Origin of the sequence: Streptomyces sp. NBC_00554, assembly GCF_041431135.1 — a bacterium.
Classification (GTDB): Bacteria; Actinomycetota; Actinomycetes; order Streptomycetales; family Streptomycetaceae; genus Streptomyces.
Map to the genome: position 1 here is coordinate 5,382,911 of NZ_CP107799.1, position 16,279 is coordinate 5,399,189.

15 protein-coding genes are annotated in these 16,279 nt (G+C 71.8%); 5 read left to right on the plus strand and 10 right to left on the minus strand.

From position 1 onward, the window contains the following. Positions 1-69: 69 nt before the first annotated feature. From pstS to OG266_RS23660, 8 genes are all read right to left on the minus strand, one after another. Positions 70-1,194, minus strand: coding sequence for a phosphate ABC transporter substrate-binding protein PstS (gene pstS / locus OG266_RS23625; protein ID WP_266459214.1), 1,125 nt, complete (start codon positions 1,192-1,194; stop codon positions 70-72). Between the two features lie 280 nt (positions 1,195-1,474). After that, the gene (locus OG266_RS23630; protein WP_266459217.1) at positions 1,475-1,897 is read right to left on the minus strand and encodes an NUDIX hydrolase; all 423 of its coding nucleotides are present in this window, start codon (positions 1,895-1,897) and stop codon (positions 1,475-1,477) included. A gap of 29 nt (positions 1,898-1,926) precedes the next feature. After that, positions 1,927-2,967: a CHAD domain-containing protein gene (locus OG266_RS23635; protein ID WP_371548261.1), complete on the minus strand. Its 1,041-nt coding sequence runs from the start codon at positions 2,965-2,967 to the stop codon at positions 1,927-1,929. Further along, positions 2,948-5,179: an RNA degradosome polyphosphate kinase gene (locus OG266_RS23640; protein WP_266464061.1), complete on the minus strand. Its 2,232-nt coding sequence runs from the start codon at positions 5,177-5,179 to the stop codon at positions 2,948-2,950. Before OG266_RS23640 ends, OG266_RS23635 begins: the two co-directional genes overlap by 20 nt. A gap of 305 nt (positions 5,180-5,484) precedes the next feature. Beyond that, entirely contained in the window at positions 5,485-6,486 is a 1,002-nt protein-coding gene (locus tag OG266_RS23645; RefSeq protein WP_371548262.1) for a hypothetical protein, read from the minus strand. Then, positions 6,483-7,472 (minus strand): ABC transporter permease, encoded by a 990-nt coding sequence (locus tag OG266_RS23650; RefSeq protein WP_371548263.1) that lies wholly within the window; start codon positions 7,470-7,472, stop codon positions 6,483-6,485. The genes OG266_RS23645 and OG266_RS23650 overlap by 4 nt, the downstream gene beginning before the upstream one ends. Continuing rightward, positions 7,469-8,389, minus strand: a complete 921-nt coding sequence (locus OG266_RS23655; protein ID WP_266459229.1) for an ABC transporter ATP-binding protein — start codon at positions 8,387-8,389, stop codon at positions 7,469-7,471. Before OG266_RS23655 ends, OG266_RS23650 begins: the two co-directional genes overlap by 4 nt. Continuing rightward, on the minus strand, positions 8,386-8,775 hold the full coding sequence (locus OG266_RS23660; protein WP_266464063.1) for a GntR family transcriptional regulator: 390 nt from the start codon (positions 8,773-8,775) through the stop codon (positions 8,386-8,388). The genes OG266_RS23655 and OG266_RS23660 overlap by 4 nt, the downstream gene beginning before the upstream one ends. 123 nt (positions 8,776-8,898) lie before the next feature. Here OG266_RS23660 and OG266_RS23665 point away from each other — a divergent pair, with 123 nt between their 5' ends. The 3 genes from OG266_RS23665 (at position 8,899) to OG266_RS23675 (ending at position 11,377) form a co-directional block, all read left to right on the plus strand. Then, positions 8,899-9,441, plus strand: coding sequence for an RNA polymerase sigma factor (locus tag OG266_RS23665; RefSeq protein ID WP_329546828.1), 543 nt, complete (start codon positions 8,899-8,901; stop codon positions 9,439-9,441). A gap of 128 nt (positions 9,442-9,569) precedes the next feature. Then, positions 9,570-10,412, plus strand: coding sequence for a zf-HC2 domain-containing protein (locus OG266_RS23670; protein WP_371548264.1), 843 nt, complete (start codon positions 9,570-9,572; stop codon positions 10,410-10,412). Between the two features lie 68 nt (positions 10,413-10,480). Next, entirely contained in the window at positions 10,481-11,377 is an 897-nt protein-coding gene (locus OG266_RS23675; protein WP_266464067.1) for an ABC transporter ATP-binding protein, read from the plus strand. Between the two features lie 8 nt (positions 11,378-11,385). Here OG266_RS23675 and OG266_RS23680 read toward each other — a convergent pair whose 3' ends face one another. Next, positions 11,386-12,585 carry an IS110 family transposase gene (locus OG266_RS23680; protein ID WP_371548265.1) on the minus strand — a complete coding sequence of 400 codons (1,200 nt, stop codon included), beginning with the start codon at positions 12,583-12,585 and terminating at the stop codon, positions 11,386-11,388. 227 nt (positions 12,586-12,812) lie between these two features. Between OG266_RS23680 and OG266_RS23685 the strand changes: the two genes are divergently transcribed. Then, positions 12,813-14,390: an ABC transporter permease gene (locus tag OG266_RS23685; protein WP_371548266.1), complete on the plus strand. Its 1,578-nt coding sequence runs from the start codon at positions 12,813-12,815 to the stop codon at positions 14,388-14,390. Between the two features lie 71 nt (positions 14,391-14,461). Next, on the plus strand, positions 14,462-15,127 hold the full coding sequence (locus tag OG266_RS23690; RefSeq protein ID WP_371548267.1) for an ABC transporter: 666 nt from the start codon (positions 14,462-14,464) through the stop codon (positions 15,125-15,127). 165 nt (positions 15,128-15,292) lie between these two features. Here the strand turns inward: OG266_RS23690 and mshD are convergent, their stop codons facing one another. Then, positions 15,293-16,219 carry a mycothiol synthase gene (mshD, locus tag OG266_RS23695; protein WP_371548268.1) on the minus strand — a complete coding sequence of 309 codons (927 nt, stop codon included), beginning with the start codon at positions 16,217-16,219 and terminating at the stop codon, positions 15,293-15,295. Positions 16,220-16,279: the final 60 nt, after the last annotated feature.

The following is a 16,279-nucleotide window of genomic DNA, read 5'->3' on the forward strand; positions in this document are numbered from 1 at the left end:
TCCTGGCGGCGGTGCACCGGACGCGGTGCGGTCCGGCCCCGGGACGGGGCCGGACCGCACCGTCGGGGTTTAGCTCAGGCCCGCGATGGTGGTGCGGACCTTGGCGATGATCTCGGCCGGGATCGGCGCGTAGCCGGCCTCGGTGAGGAGCTTCTGGCCGTCCTCGCTGGCGATGTAGGTCAGGAACGCCTTCGTGGCCGGCAGGGTGTCGGCCTTGTTGCCCTTGTCGCAGACAATCTCGTAGGTGACAAGGGTGATCGGGTAGGCGCCCTCGGCCTTGGTCGCGTAGTCCAGCTTGAGCGCGAGGTCCGAGCCCGTGCCGACGACCTGGGCGGCGGCGATCGCCTTGGTGGCGTTGTCGACGGTGGCCTCGACCGGAGCCGCGGCACCCGTGTCCAGGGAGGCGGCGGCGATGCCGTCCTTGGCGTACGACAGCTCCATGTAGCTGATGGCGCCGGAGGTCTGCTTGACCTGCGCGGCGACACCGCTGGAGCCGCTCGCGGACTGGCCGCCCTTGGCCTGCCAGGCCTTGCCGCCCTCGTACTTCCAGTTGTCCGGCGTCGCGGCGATCAGGTACTTGGTGAAGTTGTCCGTGGTGCCGGACTCGTCCGAACGGTGGAACGCCTGGATCTTGAGGTCGGGCAGCGTGGCGTCGGGGTTCAGCGCCTTGATCGCGGCGTCGTTCCAGTTGGTGATCTTGCTGTCGAAGATCTTCGCGATGGTGGTCGCGTCCAGGACCAGGTTGTCGACACCCGGGACGTTGTAACCGACCGCGATCGGGCCGCCGACCATCGGGAGGTCGATGGCCTGGCCACCGGTGCAGACCGCCTTGGAGGCCGTGACCTCTTCGGGCTTCAGCGCGGAGTCGGAGCCGGCGAAGGCGACCGTGCCCTGCGTGAACGCGGTGACGCCGGCGCCCGAGCCGCCGCCCTTGTAGTTGATCTGCACGCCACAGGCGGTGCTGAATTCCTTCACCCAGGCGTCGATCGCGTTCTTCTGCGCGGAGGAGCCGTCGGCGAGGAGCTGACCCTTGGCGTCGTCACACTTGATCGAGCTGGCCGCGCCGGTCGTGGCGCTCGAGTCCGTGGTGGTGCCGGTGTCGTCCGAGCCGCACGCCGTGAGGGCCAGGGCGCCGGAGACCGCGAGAGCGCCGAGGGTGAGGGCCCGCCGGTTCATGCGCTGCTGAAGCTTCACTTTTCGGGTGTTCCTTCCAGGAGCCGCCGTCTGGTGGCGGCGTGCGAAGTCTGTGTGATGCGGAGGAGACATCCGTCAGGCCGCCTCGCACCGTGTAAGGCCGAAATTAGGCAGATCAGGTGAAGGCGCCGATGGCCAAAAGTGAACGGGGGGTGAACCCCTGAGGGCGGTGCGGTGAGGTCACGGAACGCTTACGTCGAGGACACGGAGAGATCCCGAACCGGGGGACCCGAAAGGGAACTCTACGTAATCGATCGGCTACGCACACGTTCCGGCACCACTACGCAAGATGCAGCGCGCTCAGCAGCGCGTCCACCAAGTCGCGGTCGCGGGGCTGGGTCAGGCGGGTGCGGGCCGCGTCCGGGGTGAGCCAGCTGATGTGGTCGACCTCGCGGTTGGGGATGAAGTGGCCGTCCGTCGCCTCCGCGGCCCAGTAGCCGACCTGTTTGCGGCGGCCGTCCACGTAGTAGAGGGCCGAGGGGAGGCGGGCGCCGGGCACGCAGCGGAACCCGGTCTCCTCCTCGACCTCGCGCAGCGCGCCGGCGAGTGGGTCCTCGCCGCGCTTGAGCTTGCCCTTGGGGTGCGACCAGTCGTCGTACTTCGGCCGGTGGACCAGACAGATCTCCAGCTCGCCGGGTACGTCCATTGGGGAGGTGCGCCACAGGACGCAGCCGGCCGCCTGGATGGTGTCGTCGTCGGTCATCGGACCTCCAGTCCCTTCAAGCGGGTCTTCTACGGAGTGCGTACCGCTTCCTTCTGCCAGCACTGCTGGAACGCGAAGCGCGCCGCCTCCACCTCGTGCCGCTGGTCGGCGTGGAGCACGCCGAGTGCGTAAGCCGTCGCCGGGGCGATGCGCGGGGTGCGGGCCGCCGAGGCCGCGGCCGAGGCGGCCTCCGCGGCGTCCCGGTGCTGGTTCAGGGCCTGGCCGGCGCCGAGCAGCCTGGGGTCGACGGGGCACTCCTCGCCGTGCAGGACCTCGCGGGCGTAGCGGTGCAGGCGCAGCAGCAGGCGGACCTGGTGCCAGGGGGCGTCCTGCGGCTGGGGCGCGGTGTCGGCGGAGAGGCCGTGCACGAGGGCCTCCGCGTTGTAGGGGTGCCCTGCGGTGAGCAGCGGCAGGGTGCCGACGGCGTCGATCAGGCGGCCCTCGGCGGCGGCGGCCGACGGGCGCAGGTCGGCCATGGCCGCCGTCGGGGTCAGCGGCACCTCGCTGGCGAGGACGGCGACGCTGTCCGCGACGGCGTGGAAGCGGGAGGAGCCCAGTGCCTGGAGGGCGGCCGAGTGGGCCCGGGTGCGGGCCAGGGTCAGCTGGCGGTCGAGCAGGGCGCCCGCCTTCGCCGCGCCGATGGTCAGATTGCCCTTGGGTTCCGGGCTCTTCTCCGGTCCGGCCTGCGCCGGGAAACCGGCGGGCGTGCCCGGCCCCGACAGCCGGTTCAGTGCGCCGAGCAGCCGCTCCAGACGGGCCGAGTACGCGTGCTCGCGTGCCAACGTGCCCGACAGCCAGGCCAGTTCGGGGCGCATGCCCTCCGACCAGTCCGCGTCGAGCAGCGGCCGGAAGGTGTGCAGCGAACCGCTTATCCGGCGGGCCGAGCGGCGCAGGGCGCGCGCCGCGTCGACGGAGCCGTCCGAGCCGCTGGACGCGCCGCCGGTCTCCCGGTGCTGGCGCAGTGAACGGAGGAACTCCGTTGCCTGCGCCCGTAGATAGCCCGCCAGGGCGTCACAGGACACCGGCCCGGCCGTGCTGGGGTCGGTGGGGTCAAGTTGTTGCTGTGCCACGCCGGCGCCTCCGGGCGTCAATGAGCATCTCCTGGACGTTCCGCAGGGGTTGGCCCTCGGCGTCGAGCGCGTGCCGGGTCCATTCGCCGTCCGGGCCCAGGTGCCAGGAAGCGGTGGTGTCGGACATACCGGTTTCGAACAGCCGGTTGAGGGCTGCCCGGTGGGCCGGGTCGGTGATCCTCACCAGAGCCTCGATGCGGCGGTCGAGGTTGCGGTGCATCATGTCGGCGCTGCCGAGCCAGATCTCGGGTTCGCCGCCGTTGCCGAAGGCGAAGACCCGGGAGTGTTCCAGGAAGCGGCCGAGGATCGAGCGGACTCGTATGTTTTCGGACAGGCCCGTGACGCCGGGCCGGACCGCGCAGATGCCGCGCACCCAGATGTCGACCGGCACGCCGGCCTGCGAGGCGCGGTAGAGGGCGTCGATGATCGCCTCGTCCACCATCGAGTTGACCTTGATGCGGACGAACGCGGGGCGTCCGGCGATGTGGTGCTGGACTTCCTTGTTGATCCGCGAGATCAGGCCGTCGCGCAGGGACTTGGGGGCGACGAGCAGCCGGCGGTAGGTCTCGCGGCGCGAGTAGCCGGAGAGCCGGTTGAAGAGGTCGGAGAGGTCTGCGCCGACCTGCGGGTCGGCGGTGAGCAGTCCCAGGTCCTCGTACAGACGGGCGGTCTTGGGGTGGTAGTTGCCCGTACCGACATGGCAGTAGCGGCGCAGCGTGTCGCCCTCCTGGCGGACCACAAGGGACAGCTTGCAGTGGGTCTTCAGGCCCACGAGCCCGTACACGACATGGCAGCCGGCCTCTTCGAGCTTCCTGGCCCACTTGATGTTGGCCTGCTCGTCGAAGCGGGCCTTGATCTCGACCAGGACGAGGACCTGCTTGCCGGACTCGGCGGCGTCTATCAGCGCGTCGACGATCGGCGAGTCGCCCGAGGTCCGGTACAGGGTCTGCTTGATGGCCAGTACGTCGTCGTCCCCCGCCGCCTGTTCCAGGAAGGCCTGGACGGAGGTGGAGAAGGAGTCGTACGGGTGGTGCAGCAGTACGTCGCGCTCGCGCAGGGCGGCGAAGATGTCGGGCGCGGACGCCGACTCGACCTCCGCGAGGTCGCGGTGGGTGCCCGCGATGAACTTCGGGTACTTCAGCTCGGGCCGGTCCAGGCCCCCTATGCCGAAGAGGCCGGTCAGGTCGAGCGGACCCGGCAGCGGGTACACCTCGGCCTCGGAGATCTTCAACTCCCGTACCAGCAGGTCGAGTACGTACCGGTCGATGGACTCCTCGACCTCCAGGCGCACCGGCGGCCCGAAGCGGCGCCGCATGAGCTCCTTCTCCAGGGCCTGGAGCAGGTTCTCGGCGTCGTCCTCCTCGACCTCGAGGTCCTCGTTCCGGGTGAGGCGGAACGTGTGGTGCTCCAACACCTCCATGCCCGGGAAGAGCTCCTCCAGATGGGCCGCGATGACGTCCTCGATGGGGACGTAGCGGCTGGGGGAGGCCTCCAGGAAGCGGGAGAGCAGCGGCGGGACCTTGACGCGCGCGAAGTGGCGGTGGCCGCTGACCGGGTTCCGTACGACGACGGCCAGGTTCAGGGACAGGCCCGAGATGTACGGGAAGGGGTGCGCGGGGTCGACCGCGAGGGGGGTGAGGACCGGGAAGATCTGGTGCCGGAACAAGGTGAACAGGCGGGCCTGCTCCTTCTCCGTCAGCTCGCTCCAGCGGACCAGGTGGACGCCCTCCTCCGCGAGCGCGGGGGCCACGTCCTCCTGGTAGCAGGCCGCGTGCCGGGCCATGAGCTCGCGCGAGCGGGCCCAGATCATCTCCAGGACCTCGCGGGGCTGGAGGCCCGAGGCGGACTTGGTGGCCACGCCGGTCGCGATGCGGCGCTTCAGTCCCGCCACCCGGACCATGAAGAACTCGTCCAGGTTGCTGGCGAAGATCGCCAGGAAGTTGGCGCGCTCCAGAAGTGGTGTGTTCGGGTCCTCGGCGAGCTCGAGCACGCGTTCGTTGAACGCCAGCCAGCTGCGCTCCCGGTCCAGGAACCGGCCCTGCGGCAGCTGGATGCCGTCCTCGACCGTGTCCTCGTACGCGTCGAGGTCGGCGTCGAGGTCCGGTTCCAGGTCGGAGACGTTCGCGGCCACCGTGTGCGGGCGGTGCGCGGCTATGGAGCCGACGGACGGCTGTGCGTGCTGGACCGGGGCCTGGGCGCTTGGCTGGTTCATGGACCCATTCTTCCGCCCCGGGAGCACTACTGGCGCGTCGGAGAGCGCGAACGGCAGCGGAGCGAGGCGGATGTTCCCGTTCGCCAACACCAGCTCGTGCTCGTCCACCGTCGACGGCAGGGGCTCGCTCTCCTCGGAGGGCGGAGGCTCTGGCGCGGCGGGGGGGTTCATTGGTCGAGCGTTGCAAGGTCGTCTGAATCGATGGTTACGGGGACATGACGTGCGGGATATGGAGGGGCGTCTCCCGGACGTCCGTGGAGCCGGGAGACACGTCCATACCCCGCATTCAGGCGGTAGGCCGCTTGTCAGGCGGTACGCCGCTTCAGGACCCGGAAGGTCAGGAAGACGACGAGGGCGGTGAGGGTGAGGAGGATGGCGGATTCCATGAGCTGGAGGGGCCAGAAGTGGGACGGCGGGTGGTAGGTGGCCCACAGGTCGGAGATGCCGTTCTTGCTCATGCACCTGTTGAGGTCGACGGCCGTGTCGTTGTCGACGCAGGCCAGGTTGTTGCCGATCCGCTCGCCGGAGGTGAGGATCACGCCGTGCTCGAGCGGCGCCGCGTCGGCCGGGAGGTTGGAGGCGGCCGCTCCGGTGACGGTCACCGACGGCCACAGGCTCACCCGGTACAGGTCCCCGAGGGTGTGCACGGCCACGGTGACGGCGAGGGCCAGGCCCAGCGCGGGCAGCGTACGGCGCACCAGTAGGCCTGCCAGGGCGCCCACGGCGAGGGCGCACAGGGCGGAGCCGACGGCGACCGGGCCGTTGGCGCGGAAGACGTCCGAGTTGTACCAGTCCACGCCGAGGAGGTCGCGGCCGTCGGCCCACACCAGGCGGTGCAGGAGCACCAGCACGGTCGTGCCGGCGGTGATCAGAGCGGCCGGGACCGCGAGCTGCGCCGCCAGCCAGCGCGCGGGCGTGACGGACTGCGTCCAGGCGAGGGCGGACGTGCCGCTCTCCAGGTCGCGGGCGACCAGGGTGGCGCCCGCCCAGGCGGCGACCAGGTAGGGGAGGTAGGCGATGGCGGAGGTGGCGAGCCCGGTGACCAGGTCGTAGAACTCGTACGTCCCGTCGAGGGTGTCCACGCAGCCGGTGGCCATGGCGCACGAGGCCACCGAGTGGCTCCACTCCCGTACGGCGTCCGCGCCGAGGACGTACGCCCACACCATGCCCGCCGCGGTCAGCGCGACCAGGGCGCACCAGATCCGCAGTGGGGTGCGGTGCAGCCTCAGTGCCGCCCAGACGGCGCCGCGCGGGGTGAGTGGGGAGCGACGCTCGGCGAGTGGCCGCGCGGTGGTGACTGCGGTCATGCGGGCTCCTTGGCGGTGACGACGGGGGCGCCGCCCGTTTGCCGCTTCAGCAGACGGAAGGCGGCCAGGACTGCGACTGCGGCGAGGGCCAGTACCAGGGCGGTCGCCGTGAGCTGGAGGGGCCAGTAGTGGGAGAAGGGGTGGCCGTCGGCGTAGTAGTTGACGGCGCCGAGCCGGTCGTACAGGTCGCGGCACTCGGCGAACTCGCTGCTGCCGCAGTTCGGGTTGGGGATGCGTGCGCCGGAGGCGGTGAGGAGCCCTGTTTCGAGAGTGAGGCCGGGGTTGGGGCCGTTGCCGGTGAGGCCGGTGACGGTGGTCACCGGGGGCCAGAAGTAGGGGCGCGCCGCGCTGACCGCGCCCCAGACGGCTCCCGTCGCCGCCACCGTGACGGCGAGCGAGGCCAGCGAGCGGCGCAGCACGAGGCCTGCCAGGGCGCCGGCGGCCAGGCCGAACAGGGCGAAGGCGACGGTCGTCGTGCCGTTGGCGTGGAAGGTGAGGAGGTCGGTCCAGGACTTGGCGTTGTCGATCTTTCCGCGGCCCTTGGACCACACCAGGTTGTGCAGCAGGACCAGCACACTCGTTCCTGCGGTGACGAGCGCGGCGGGGACGGCCAGTTTGACCGCCAGCCAGCGGGCCGGGGAGAGCGACTGGGTCCAGGCGAGCTGCGCGGTGCCGGTCTCCATCTCCCGGCCGGTCAGCGAGGCGCCCGCCCAGGCGGCGACGAGGAGCGGTACGACGTTCACCGCGATGCTCATGTACTGCGAGAGCGACTTGTAGGTGAGGATCGCGTCCTGGTCGTAGGCGCAGACGGGCTTGGAGCAGGCGTTCCACTGCCGCCACCCCGAGGCCGCCGCGTCCGTGAGCGGGCCGTACAGCCACAGCAGCAGGGCTCCGGCGACGAGGAACACTCCGGCCCAGACGTACAGGGCGGGGCGGTGCAGCCGCAGCATCACCCGTGTCGTGGTGAAGGGCAGGACGGCGGTCATGCGGCGTGCTCCTGAGCGGGGGTGCGGGTGGCGTCGAAGGTCAGCGTGGGCGCATCGGGGCTGCGCAGATGCGCGAGGACCAGCTCCTCGAGGGAGGGCTCCGCGGTCTGCCATTCGTCCCCGAGCGGGCCGTTCGGGCGTACCAGCGCGGTGAGCTGGCGTCCGGTGGTGCGGGACTCGACGACGGTGTGCGGGGCGAGGCCGCGGACGGTGTCGGTGCCGGGGGAGTGCGCGGGGCCGGTGATCAGGGTGTGCGCGGCCAGCAGGTCGTCCAGGTCGCCCGCCAGGCGTACCCGGCCGCCGCCTATCAGGAGCAGGTGGTCGCAGGAGCCCTCAAGGTCGGCGACCACGTGCGAGGACATCACGACCGTGGTGCCGTGTTCGGCGGCCTCGGCCATCAGGACGCCCATCAGCTCGTGGCGGGCGAGCGGGTCGAGGTCGGCCATCGGCTCGTCCAGGAGCAGGAGTTCGGGCCGCTTGCCGAGCGCGAGGGCGAGCGCGACGCGGGTGCGCTGGCCGCCGGAGAGTGAGCGGACCCTGCTCTTCGGGTCGAGGTCGCCCTTCGCCACGATCCGCGCGGCGACCGAGGCGTCCCAGCGGGCCGGGTTGAGCTCCTGGCCCAGGCGGAGCGTGTCGGCGACGGTGAGCTGCGGGTACAGCGGCTTGCTCTGCGCGACGTACGCGATGCGTTCGCGGGCGGCGGCCGGGTGCGTGCCGAGCACGGTCAGGGAGCCCTCGGTGGGGGCGAGCAGCCCGGCCGCGTGGGCCAGCAGGGTCGACTTGCCCGCGCCGTTCGGTCCGACGACGGCGCAGACGCGTCCCGCGGGGAGCCGGAAGGTGCACTCGCGCAGCGCCCAGTTCCCTCGCCGCCCGAACCGCTTGCCGAGTCCGGCCGCCTCCAAGGCGGTGTCCGTCATTCCTGGTCTCCCTTGGTGAACTGTTCATCGAGTACGGCGGTGAAGAGCGCTGCCACGTCCTCGCGCTGGAGCCCGGCCTTGCGGGCCCGGGACGCCCAGGCGTCCAGCTCGGCGCGCAGGGGCGAGTCGGCGGGGGTGCTGCTCAGTGACTTGCGTACGAAGGTGCCGAGGCCGCGTCTGGCCTCGACCAGGCCCTCGCGCTCCAGCTCGCGATAGGCCTTCAGGACGGTGTTCGGATTGATCGCGGTGGCCTCCACGACCTCGCGGGCCGTGGGGAGTTTGTCGCCCTGCTCAAGGAGGCCCAGGCGCAGGGCCTGCTTGGTCTGCTGGACGATCTGGACGTACGTGGCAACACCGCTGCGCCGGTCGATGCGGTACTCCACCACTACGGCAACCACCCTTTCACTAATTGAGTAGTGAAAGGGTGATGCAGAATGGTCATGACTGTCAAGCACGAGATTTTTCCGGCGGGCGTGAACCGAACGGCAGGGCTCGTCCGATGAGGGGGCGTGAGGGAAACGAGAAGCGACGGGGAGCTGCTGCGGGCCATCGCGGCGGACGGGGACCGGCGCGCCTTCGAGGAGCTGTACCGGCGGTACGCGCCATGGCTGACCGCGCGACTGCGCGGCCGGTGCGCCGACGCCGGGGTCGTCGACGACGTCGTACAGGAGACGTTCCTCGCCGTGTGGCGCGGCACCGCCCGCTACCGGGAGGAAGGTGACGTGGCCGGCTGGCTGTGGCGCATCGGCTCCCGGCGGCTCATCGACACCCTGCGCGGCGACGGGGCGCGCGGGCGGCTGCGGCAGGCACTGACCCGCCTGCGCCACCGCGACGAGGTCTCCGCCGAGGAACGCGTCCTGGCCGGCGTCGAGCACGGCGACCTCGCGGGCGCCCTGACCCGGCTCTCGCCCGAACTGCGCGCGGTCCTCCAGGCCACGGTGATCGACGGGCTCACCACCCGGGAAGCGGCCGTCCTGCTCGGCATCCCGCCGGGCACGGTCAAGACGCGGGCACTGCGTGCGCGCAAGCAGTTGCGGGAGGCACTGGCATGAGCGGCAAATTTCAGCCCCTCCGGCGTTTGAGGAGCGGGGGTTTGGGGGCGGCGCCCCCAAGGACGGGACGGGAAGGGGCGGAGGGGGCGAAAACCGCTGCTGCGCCCGAGGCCGACGGCCAGTGGCACGTGGACGATGCCGATCTCCGGGCTTACACACAGGGCGAGTTGACCCCTCCCCGGCTCTGGTCCGCCGACACTCACCTCGCCGCCTGCGCGCGGTGCCGTCAGGCGCTGGCTGACGTGAGCGATCCGGTCGCGCTGGACGCGGGCTGGGAACGGCTCGACGCCGAGCTGGACGCGCCGCGACCGAGGCTTGCGGAGTCGCTGCTCGTGCGGGTCGGCGTCGCCGATCACACGGCGCGACTGCTCGCGGCCACGCCTGTACTGCGCCGCTCCTGGCTGTGCGCGGTCGCCGTGGTCCTCCTGATGACCGTGGCGGCCACCTACTCGGTGGGCGCCGGGGCCACGCCCAAGCTGTTCCTCGCCCTCGCCCCGCTGCTCCCGCTCGCCGGGGTCGCCCTGGCCTACGGGCCCACGCTCGACCCGACGTACGAGATGGCCGTCGTCACGCCGACGCACGGCTTCCGGCTGCTGCTGATCCGTACGGTCGCCGTCCTCACCGTCGGCCTCGGCCTGAACGGGCTCGCCACCCTCGCACTGCCCACCTACGGGCTGCGCGCGCTCGCCTGGCTGCTGCCCGCGCTCGCCCTCACCGGCACCGGGCTCGCGCTGACGCCCCGCCTCGGTCCTGTCCTCGCGCCCTCACTGGTCGGCGGGGCCTGGGTCGCACTGCTCCTCGCGGCGCAGGCGACGGCCGCCGACCACGCCACGCTCGCGCCGTTCACGGCCGCGGGGCAGGGGGTCGCCGGGGCGGTCGCCGCGGTCGCCGCCGGGCTGCTCTATCTCGTACGGGACCGGTTCGACTCGGCGCCCGCGCACGTTCCCTTCTCCGGCGGGGGCGTCGTGTGACCGTCCCCTTCGCGAACCCCATGAACGCCACGGACTTCACCAATTTCTCCGACAGGAGCGCCGTACGTATGACGCCCACCGTCTCCGCCTCCGGCCTGACCCTCCGCTACGGCGGAACCTTCGCCCTCGACGACGTCTCGCTGCGCCTCGGCGAGGGCGTCACCGGGCTGCTCGGTCCCAACGGGGCGGGAAAGACCACCCTGTTGAGGGTGCTCGCCACCGCCGTGCCCGCCGACCGGGGTGCCTTCACGGTGCTCGGGCACGACCCGGCTACCGCCGCCGGGCGCCTGGACCTGCGGCGCGAGCTGGGTTATCTGCCGCAGACCCCGGGGTTCCACGAGGACTTCTCGGCCTTCGAGTTCGTCGACTACGTGGCGATCCTGAAGGAACTGACCGACCGCGCCGCCCGGCACCGGGAGGTGCGCCGCGTGCTCGACGCCGTCGACCTGTCCGACGTACGGAGCAAGCGCATCAAGAAGCTGTCCGGCGGCATGCGCCAGCGGGTCGCGCTGGCCGCCTCGCTCGTCGGCGACCCCGGTTTCCTCGTCCTCGACGAGCCGACCGTCGGACTCGACCCCGAACAGCGCATGCGCTTCCGGGAGTTGATCGCCCAGGCGGGAGAAGGGCGGACGGTTCTGCTGTCCACCCACCAGACCGAGGACGTCGCGATGCTCTGCCACCGCGTGATCGTCATGGCCCTCGGGCAAGTCCGCTTCGAGGGCACCCCGGCCGAACTGACCGCACGCGCGGCGGGCCGGGTGTGGAGCAGCACGGAACGCGACCCGGCCGCCCGCGCCGGATGGCGCACGGGAACCGGCTCCTTCCGCAACGTCGGCGACCCGCCCGAGGGTGCCGACCTCCTCGAACCGACCCTGGAGGACGGCTACCTGCTCACCCTCGACGGCGAGACGGGCGAACCGGGCGAGACCGGCGACAGCGACGAGACCACGGGGGTGGCTGCCTAATGCTGTTGTCAAGCGATGAGACGGAGCGGTGGCCGGGCCTGGTAGGGGTGGCGGTCGCGCAGGATCGCGTAGAGGACGTTGACCTTGCGGCGGGCCAGGGCGATCAGGGCCTGGTGGTGCCGTTTGCCCTCGGCTCGTTTGCGGTCGTAGAAGGCCCGCGAGGCGGGGTCACGCTGGATGGAGCAGAACGCGGCCTGGTAGAAGACCCGTTTGAGGGCCTTGTCGCCGCCGGTCGCGCTGCGCGAGTAGCGGATTCTGCCGGACTGGGTGAGGACCGGGGCCACGCCGGCCGCGGCGGCGAGTGCGTCGCCGCTGTCGAAGCGGTGTATGTCGCCGACGCAGGCGATCAGTTCGGCGGTCAGGGTGGCCCCCATCCCGGGCAGGCTCTGGATGAGGGCTCCGTCAGGGTGGCCGGCCACCAGGCGCGCGATCTCGGCGTCCAGGGTTTTCAGCCGGTCTTTTCCGGCGAGGAGTTCGGCGGCCAGTTCGCGGATGAGCGTCGCGGTGCGACGCTCGCCGGGCAGGCTGGTGTGCTGGGCGCGGGCAGCGGCATGGGCGGCGTCGGCCAGGCTGGTCAGAGCCGGTTGCCTGACGCCGCGTTTGCGCAGGTAGTCGGCGATGCGGGTGGGCCCGGCCCGGCGGATTTCAGCCGGAGTGACGTAGTGGCCGAGCAGGATCAGCCCGCTGCGGGTGGTGGCATCGATGACGCGTTCCAGGCCGGGGTGGATGCCGGTGAGGAGGTCCCGCATCCGCGCGGTGCGGGCGGTGGCCTCCTTGACCAGGGCGGTGCGGTGGCCGGCCAGCAGCCGCAGTTCCGCCGCCCGGTCGTCGGGCAGCTCGATGCGGCGCAGGTCGGTGCGGAACATGACCTGCTCGGCGATGACTTTGGCGTCGCGGGGGTCGGACTTGTTCTGTCCGCCGCGGGTGGCCTGGCGGGCCCGGTTGACGGCCAGGCCCGGCACGTGGACGCAGGGGAAGCCGTCGATCAGCAGCGTGGCGGTGAGCAGGGCGGCGATGCCGCCGATGATGTCCAGCCCGACCGTGATGTTGTCGTGTTCGGCGGCGAGGGCCCTGAGTTCGCCAAGGGCCTCCTCGATGGCGTCGGGGTCGTTGCCGACCCGGTGGCTGAGCAGCAGATGGCCGCGGTCGTCGATGACGGCGAGCCAGTGGAAGTCCTTGGCGATGTCGAATCCGGCGCTTGCGCTCATGGCGGTGTTCCCCTCGCTGACGGGCGTGCGGCGCGACTCCTTCCGCCCGTCCTCGCCCTACCAAGCGATGGTCCGCAGAGCCTAATCAGCAGTCCGGAAGAAGTGGCGGAGCAGGGGGATCAGCCACCCGAGCCATGGACGGCAGCCAGCATGAAAACCATCCCTGCCCCGCTCGCGCCATCCCAGAGTCGCGAACTCACGGGACGCACTCAAGAAGGTAGGGCCGCATGAGCAGCACGACGGAACTGGTCGAGGAAGCGGCGCCCGCGGGGGTGGAGCCGGCTCCGGCGGCCAAGCGGCACAGAGCGGCGGCCGTCATCGCCCTCGCCCGCTTCGAGGCGTGCCAACTCCTCTTCCACATACCGGTGTTCGCCTTCCTCGGGTTCTACCTCGCCTTCACCGGCTGGGACCTGTTCAACGGCCGCGAGGGCATGGACGAGTTCCCGGCCCTCCAGGACGTCGACCGGGCCACCCAGGCCGCCCCGCAGCTCCTCGGCGTCGCACTGCTCGTCTGCGTCAACCGGACCGTCCTGCGCTCCCACCGGCGCGGCACCGACCGGCACTTCGACGTCCTGGTCATGGAACCGTGGCGGCGTACGGTCGCGCACGCGCTGTCGGTCGTTCCGTACGCGGCGCTCACCGCGCTCGTCGTCGCCGTCCAGATCGTCTGGGCCGGGCACAAGCTGGGCGCCGTCGGCCACCCCTCGCCCGCCGAACTGGCCGTGGGGCCGCTCGCCGTGCTCCTGTCCGGCGTACTCGGCGTACTGCTCGCGCGGCTGGTCCGGTCCCCCTTCGCCGCTCCGCTCTTCGTCGTCGGCGCCGTCATCCTGCCCGGCCTGCTGCTCTCCGCCGACGGAGGCCCGCGCTGGCAGCAGTGGCTGTGGCCGGTCGTCACCGAGTCGGGCGCCGACCCGTTCCCGTCCGAGCTGCTCGGCCGCCCGGCCGCCTGGCACGCGCTGTATCTGGCGGGGCTCATCGGGGTGTTGGTCTGCGCCGCGGTCCTGGTCAGCGGCGGTCGCAACCGGATCGTGCAGGCGGCCACCGCCGTCACCCTCGCCGCCACGGTCGCGGGTGTCGCCGGGCAGTCCCAGGGTGACTCGGCCGCCCTGCTGGCGGCCCGCACCAAGATGTCCGTCAGCCCGGAGAAGTTCCAGACGTGCCACGAGTACGGCAGGTCCACGTACTGCGCCTTCCCCGAGTGGGACGCCCGCGCCGCCCTGGACTGGGCCCCGCTCGTCGACCGCGTCCAGTCCCTCGCGGGAGGCGCCGCCGGGGGTGAGCGGCTGACCGTACGGCAGCGGATCGACGCCCGTTACGACCTGACCAGCGACACCACGCTCGAAGCGTCCAGCACACCGGGCACGGTGACCGTCGGCACGCGATGGGGCGGCAACCGGGTCCCCGAGTTCGCCGTCGGAGTCGCCTCGGTCCTGGTCGCGGGCAACGAGGCGGCCGCCAGTGAATGGTGCGAGGGGGACGTCCGCGCGGTCACCGTCATGTGGCTCGCGCTGGGCGCCGAGTCCGACCCGATGACCGCGTTCCGCAACGTCCGGCTCGACGACAGCATCGAGGGTTCCGCGTATGTCCTCGCGCCCACGAACAGCATCTCCTTGAGCGCCGAACAGACCCGGATCGTACGGGAGTTGCTCCAGAAGCCCCGTTACAGCGTCATCCCCAAGGTGAAGTCCCACTGGACGGAACTCACCTCCCCGAAGACGTCCCTGGCCCGGGCAGCCGAGCTGCTGGGAGTGCCGGCCGCGTCCAAGGGACCGGCGGACACGACGGAGGACGAGTCGTGCGAGTAGCCGCTGCCGGCGTGGGTGCGCGGGTCCCGTTGCCCGGCCCCCCTGGCCCGTCCAGGAAGCGTACGTACGCCGTGGTCCGCGCCCTTCTCCATCCCGTGTGGCGCTCCCTGCCGCGCCGGGCCCTCGTGTCCGGCGCCCTCCTGGGACTGCTGATCGCCGGGGCCCCGTGGCTGCTGTCGGTCTCCCGTGACAGCTGGCCCGGCCTCAACATCCTGCGGGCCGCCGCGCTCGCCTTCGGGCTCGGCCTGGCCTTCCTCCTCGACGATCCGGCCCGGCACACCACCGCGGCGGTGCCGACGCGGCGGCCGGTGCGGGTCGGTGTCCGGGTGGCGTTCGCCGTCCCGTTCGCCGCGCTCTGGTGGACGGTTGTGCTGCTCCTCGTACCGGAGGACGTCCGGCCGCCGGTCGGTGCCGTCACCCTGGAGGCCGCCGCCGTTGCCGCGCTCGCCCTGGCCGGTGCGGGGCTCGCGGTGCGGTTCACGGAGTCGGCCGAGCCCGGGATCGGGGTGTCGGCCGGGCTGCTGGGCGGTGGCCTCGGCGCGGCTCTGCTGCTTCCCGACCGGTGGGCGCTCGTCGTGTCGGTTCACGACCCGCGGTGGGACGGTGCGCATGAGCGGTGGGCGGGGGTTCTGGTTGTGGCGGTGGTGGTGGGGGCCGCCGCCTGGGCAGAGCCCCTGCGGAGGCGCAGGGTGATGCCCGTCCGCGGTGCGGCGCGGCGGTCCGTCGGCGGGGCGTGAGAGTTTTTCGCCCCCTCCGCCCCTACCCATTCCCGTCCCTTGGGGGCTCCGCCCCCAAACCCCCGCTCCTCAAACGCCGGAGGGGCTGAAACCGGGCGTAGCCCGGAAGCACGGGACGGGTAGGGGCGGAGGGGGCGAAGAAGAGCCCCGCCCGCACCCCCAGGCTCAGGACTCGCTGCGGTACATCAGGTCCGTCTCGTGGGTGTGGAAGCCGAGGCGTTCGTAGACCGTGACCGCGGCCTTGTTGTCGGCGTCGACGTAGAGCATGGCCGTCGGCAGGCCCTGGCCGGCGAGGTGGCGGAGCCCGATCGTGGTGAGGGCCTTGCCGAGACCCCCGCCCTGGGCACCCGGGCGCACACCGACGACGTACACCTCACCGATCTGTTCCTCCGCGTGCACCTTCGTCCAGTGGAAGCCGATCAGTTCACCGGCCCGGAAGGCGAGGAAGAAGCCGGACGGGTCGAACCACGGCTCGGCCATCCGGTCGTCCAGGTCCCGCTGGGTGAGGGAGCCCTGCTCGGGATGGTGGGCGAAGGCCTCCGCGTTCACGGCGAGCCAGGCCGCGTCGTCCCGCCCCGGCACGAAGGCGCGGACGGAGACCCCGTCCGAGAGCTTCGGCTCGGGCAGGTCGAGGCCGGTCAACGGGCGCCGCATCTGGCGCAGTTCGCGGAAGAGGGTGAGCCCGAGGACCTGGGCGAGATGCCGCGCGGCGGAGTGCCCGCCGTGCGCCCACACCCGCAGCCGCTTCCCGGACTCGGCGAGCAGCGCGGAGCCCAGCGCCCGCCCGTGCCCGTGCCCGCGGTGCCCCGGGTGCACGACCAGCTCGGCGGCCGGAGCCTCCACCGGGTCGGTGTCCTCCAACTGCGCGTATCCGACCAGCTCGTCGCCGAGGGTCAGCAGCAGATGCCGTACTCCCGGACGGGCGCCGCCCTTCAGATACAGGCGCCCCTGCTCGGACACCGCCTGCTGCCCGTCGGCCGCGGCGGCCTCCGCGAGCAGCCGGAGCACGCCCTCGGCCTGGGCCGGGGAGAGCTCGGAGTAGGTCTCGATGGCGCGGGAGAGGCCGGGCTGTGCGGTGTCGTCGCTGGTCATGCATATGAGGGTACGGCGAGCCGCCCGGATGGATCGAGAGGCAACGGCAACCTGTCTGTA

What these genes read in the sequence shown, in the direction of transcription:
- mshD (WP_371548268.1), bottom strand. Translation starts at nt 16,219, where the DNA reads ATGACCAGCGACGACACCGCACAGCCCGGCCTCTCCCGCGCCATCGAG.
- OG266_RS23685 (WP_371548266.1), top strand. Translation starts at nt 12,813, where the DNA reads ATGAGCAGCACGACGGAACTGGTCGAGGAAGCGGCGCCCGCGGGGGTG.
- OG266_RS23630 (WP_266459217.1), bottom strand. Translation starts at nt 1,897, where the DNA reads ATGACCGACGACGACACCATCCAGGCGGCCGGCTGCGTCCTGTGGCGC.
- OG266_RS23645 (WP_371548262.1), bottom strand. Translation starts at nt 6,486, where the DNA reads ATGACCGCAGTCACCACCGCGCGGCCACTCGCCGAGCGTCGCTCCCCA.
- OG266_RS23640 (WP_266464061.1), bottom strand. Translation starts at nt 5,179, where the DNA reads ATGAACCAGCCAAGCGCCCAGGCCCCGGTCCAGCACGCACAGCCGTCC.
- OG266_RS23650 (WP_371548263.1), bottom strand. Translation starts at nt 7,472, where the DNA reads ATGACCGCCGTCCTGCCCTTCACCACGACACGGGTGATGCTGCGGCTG.
- OG266_RS23675 (WP_266464067.1), top strand. Translation starts at nt 10,481, where the DNA reads ATGACGCCCACCGTCTCCGCCTCCGGCCTGACCCTCCGCTACGGCGGA.
- OG266_RS23655 (WP_266459229.1), bottom strand. Translation starts at nt 8,389, where the DNA reads ATGACGGACACCGCCTTGGAGGCGGCCGGACTCGGCAAGCGGTTCGGG.
- OG266_RS23680 (WP_371548265.1), bottom strand. Translation starts at nt 12,585, where the DNA reads ATGAGCGCAAGCGCCGGATTCGACATCGCCAAGGACTTCCACTGGCTC.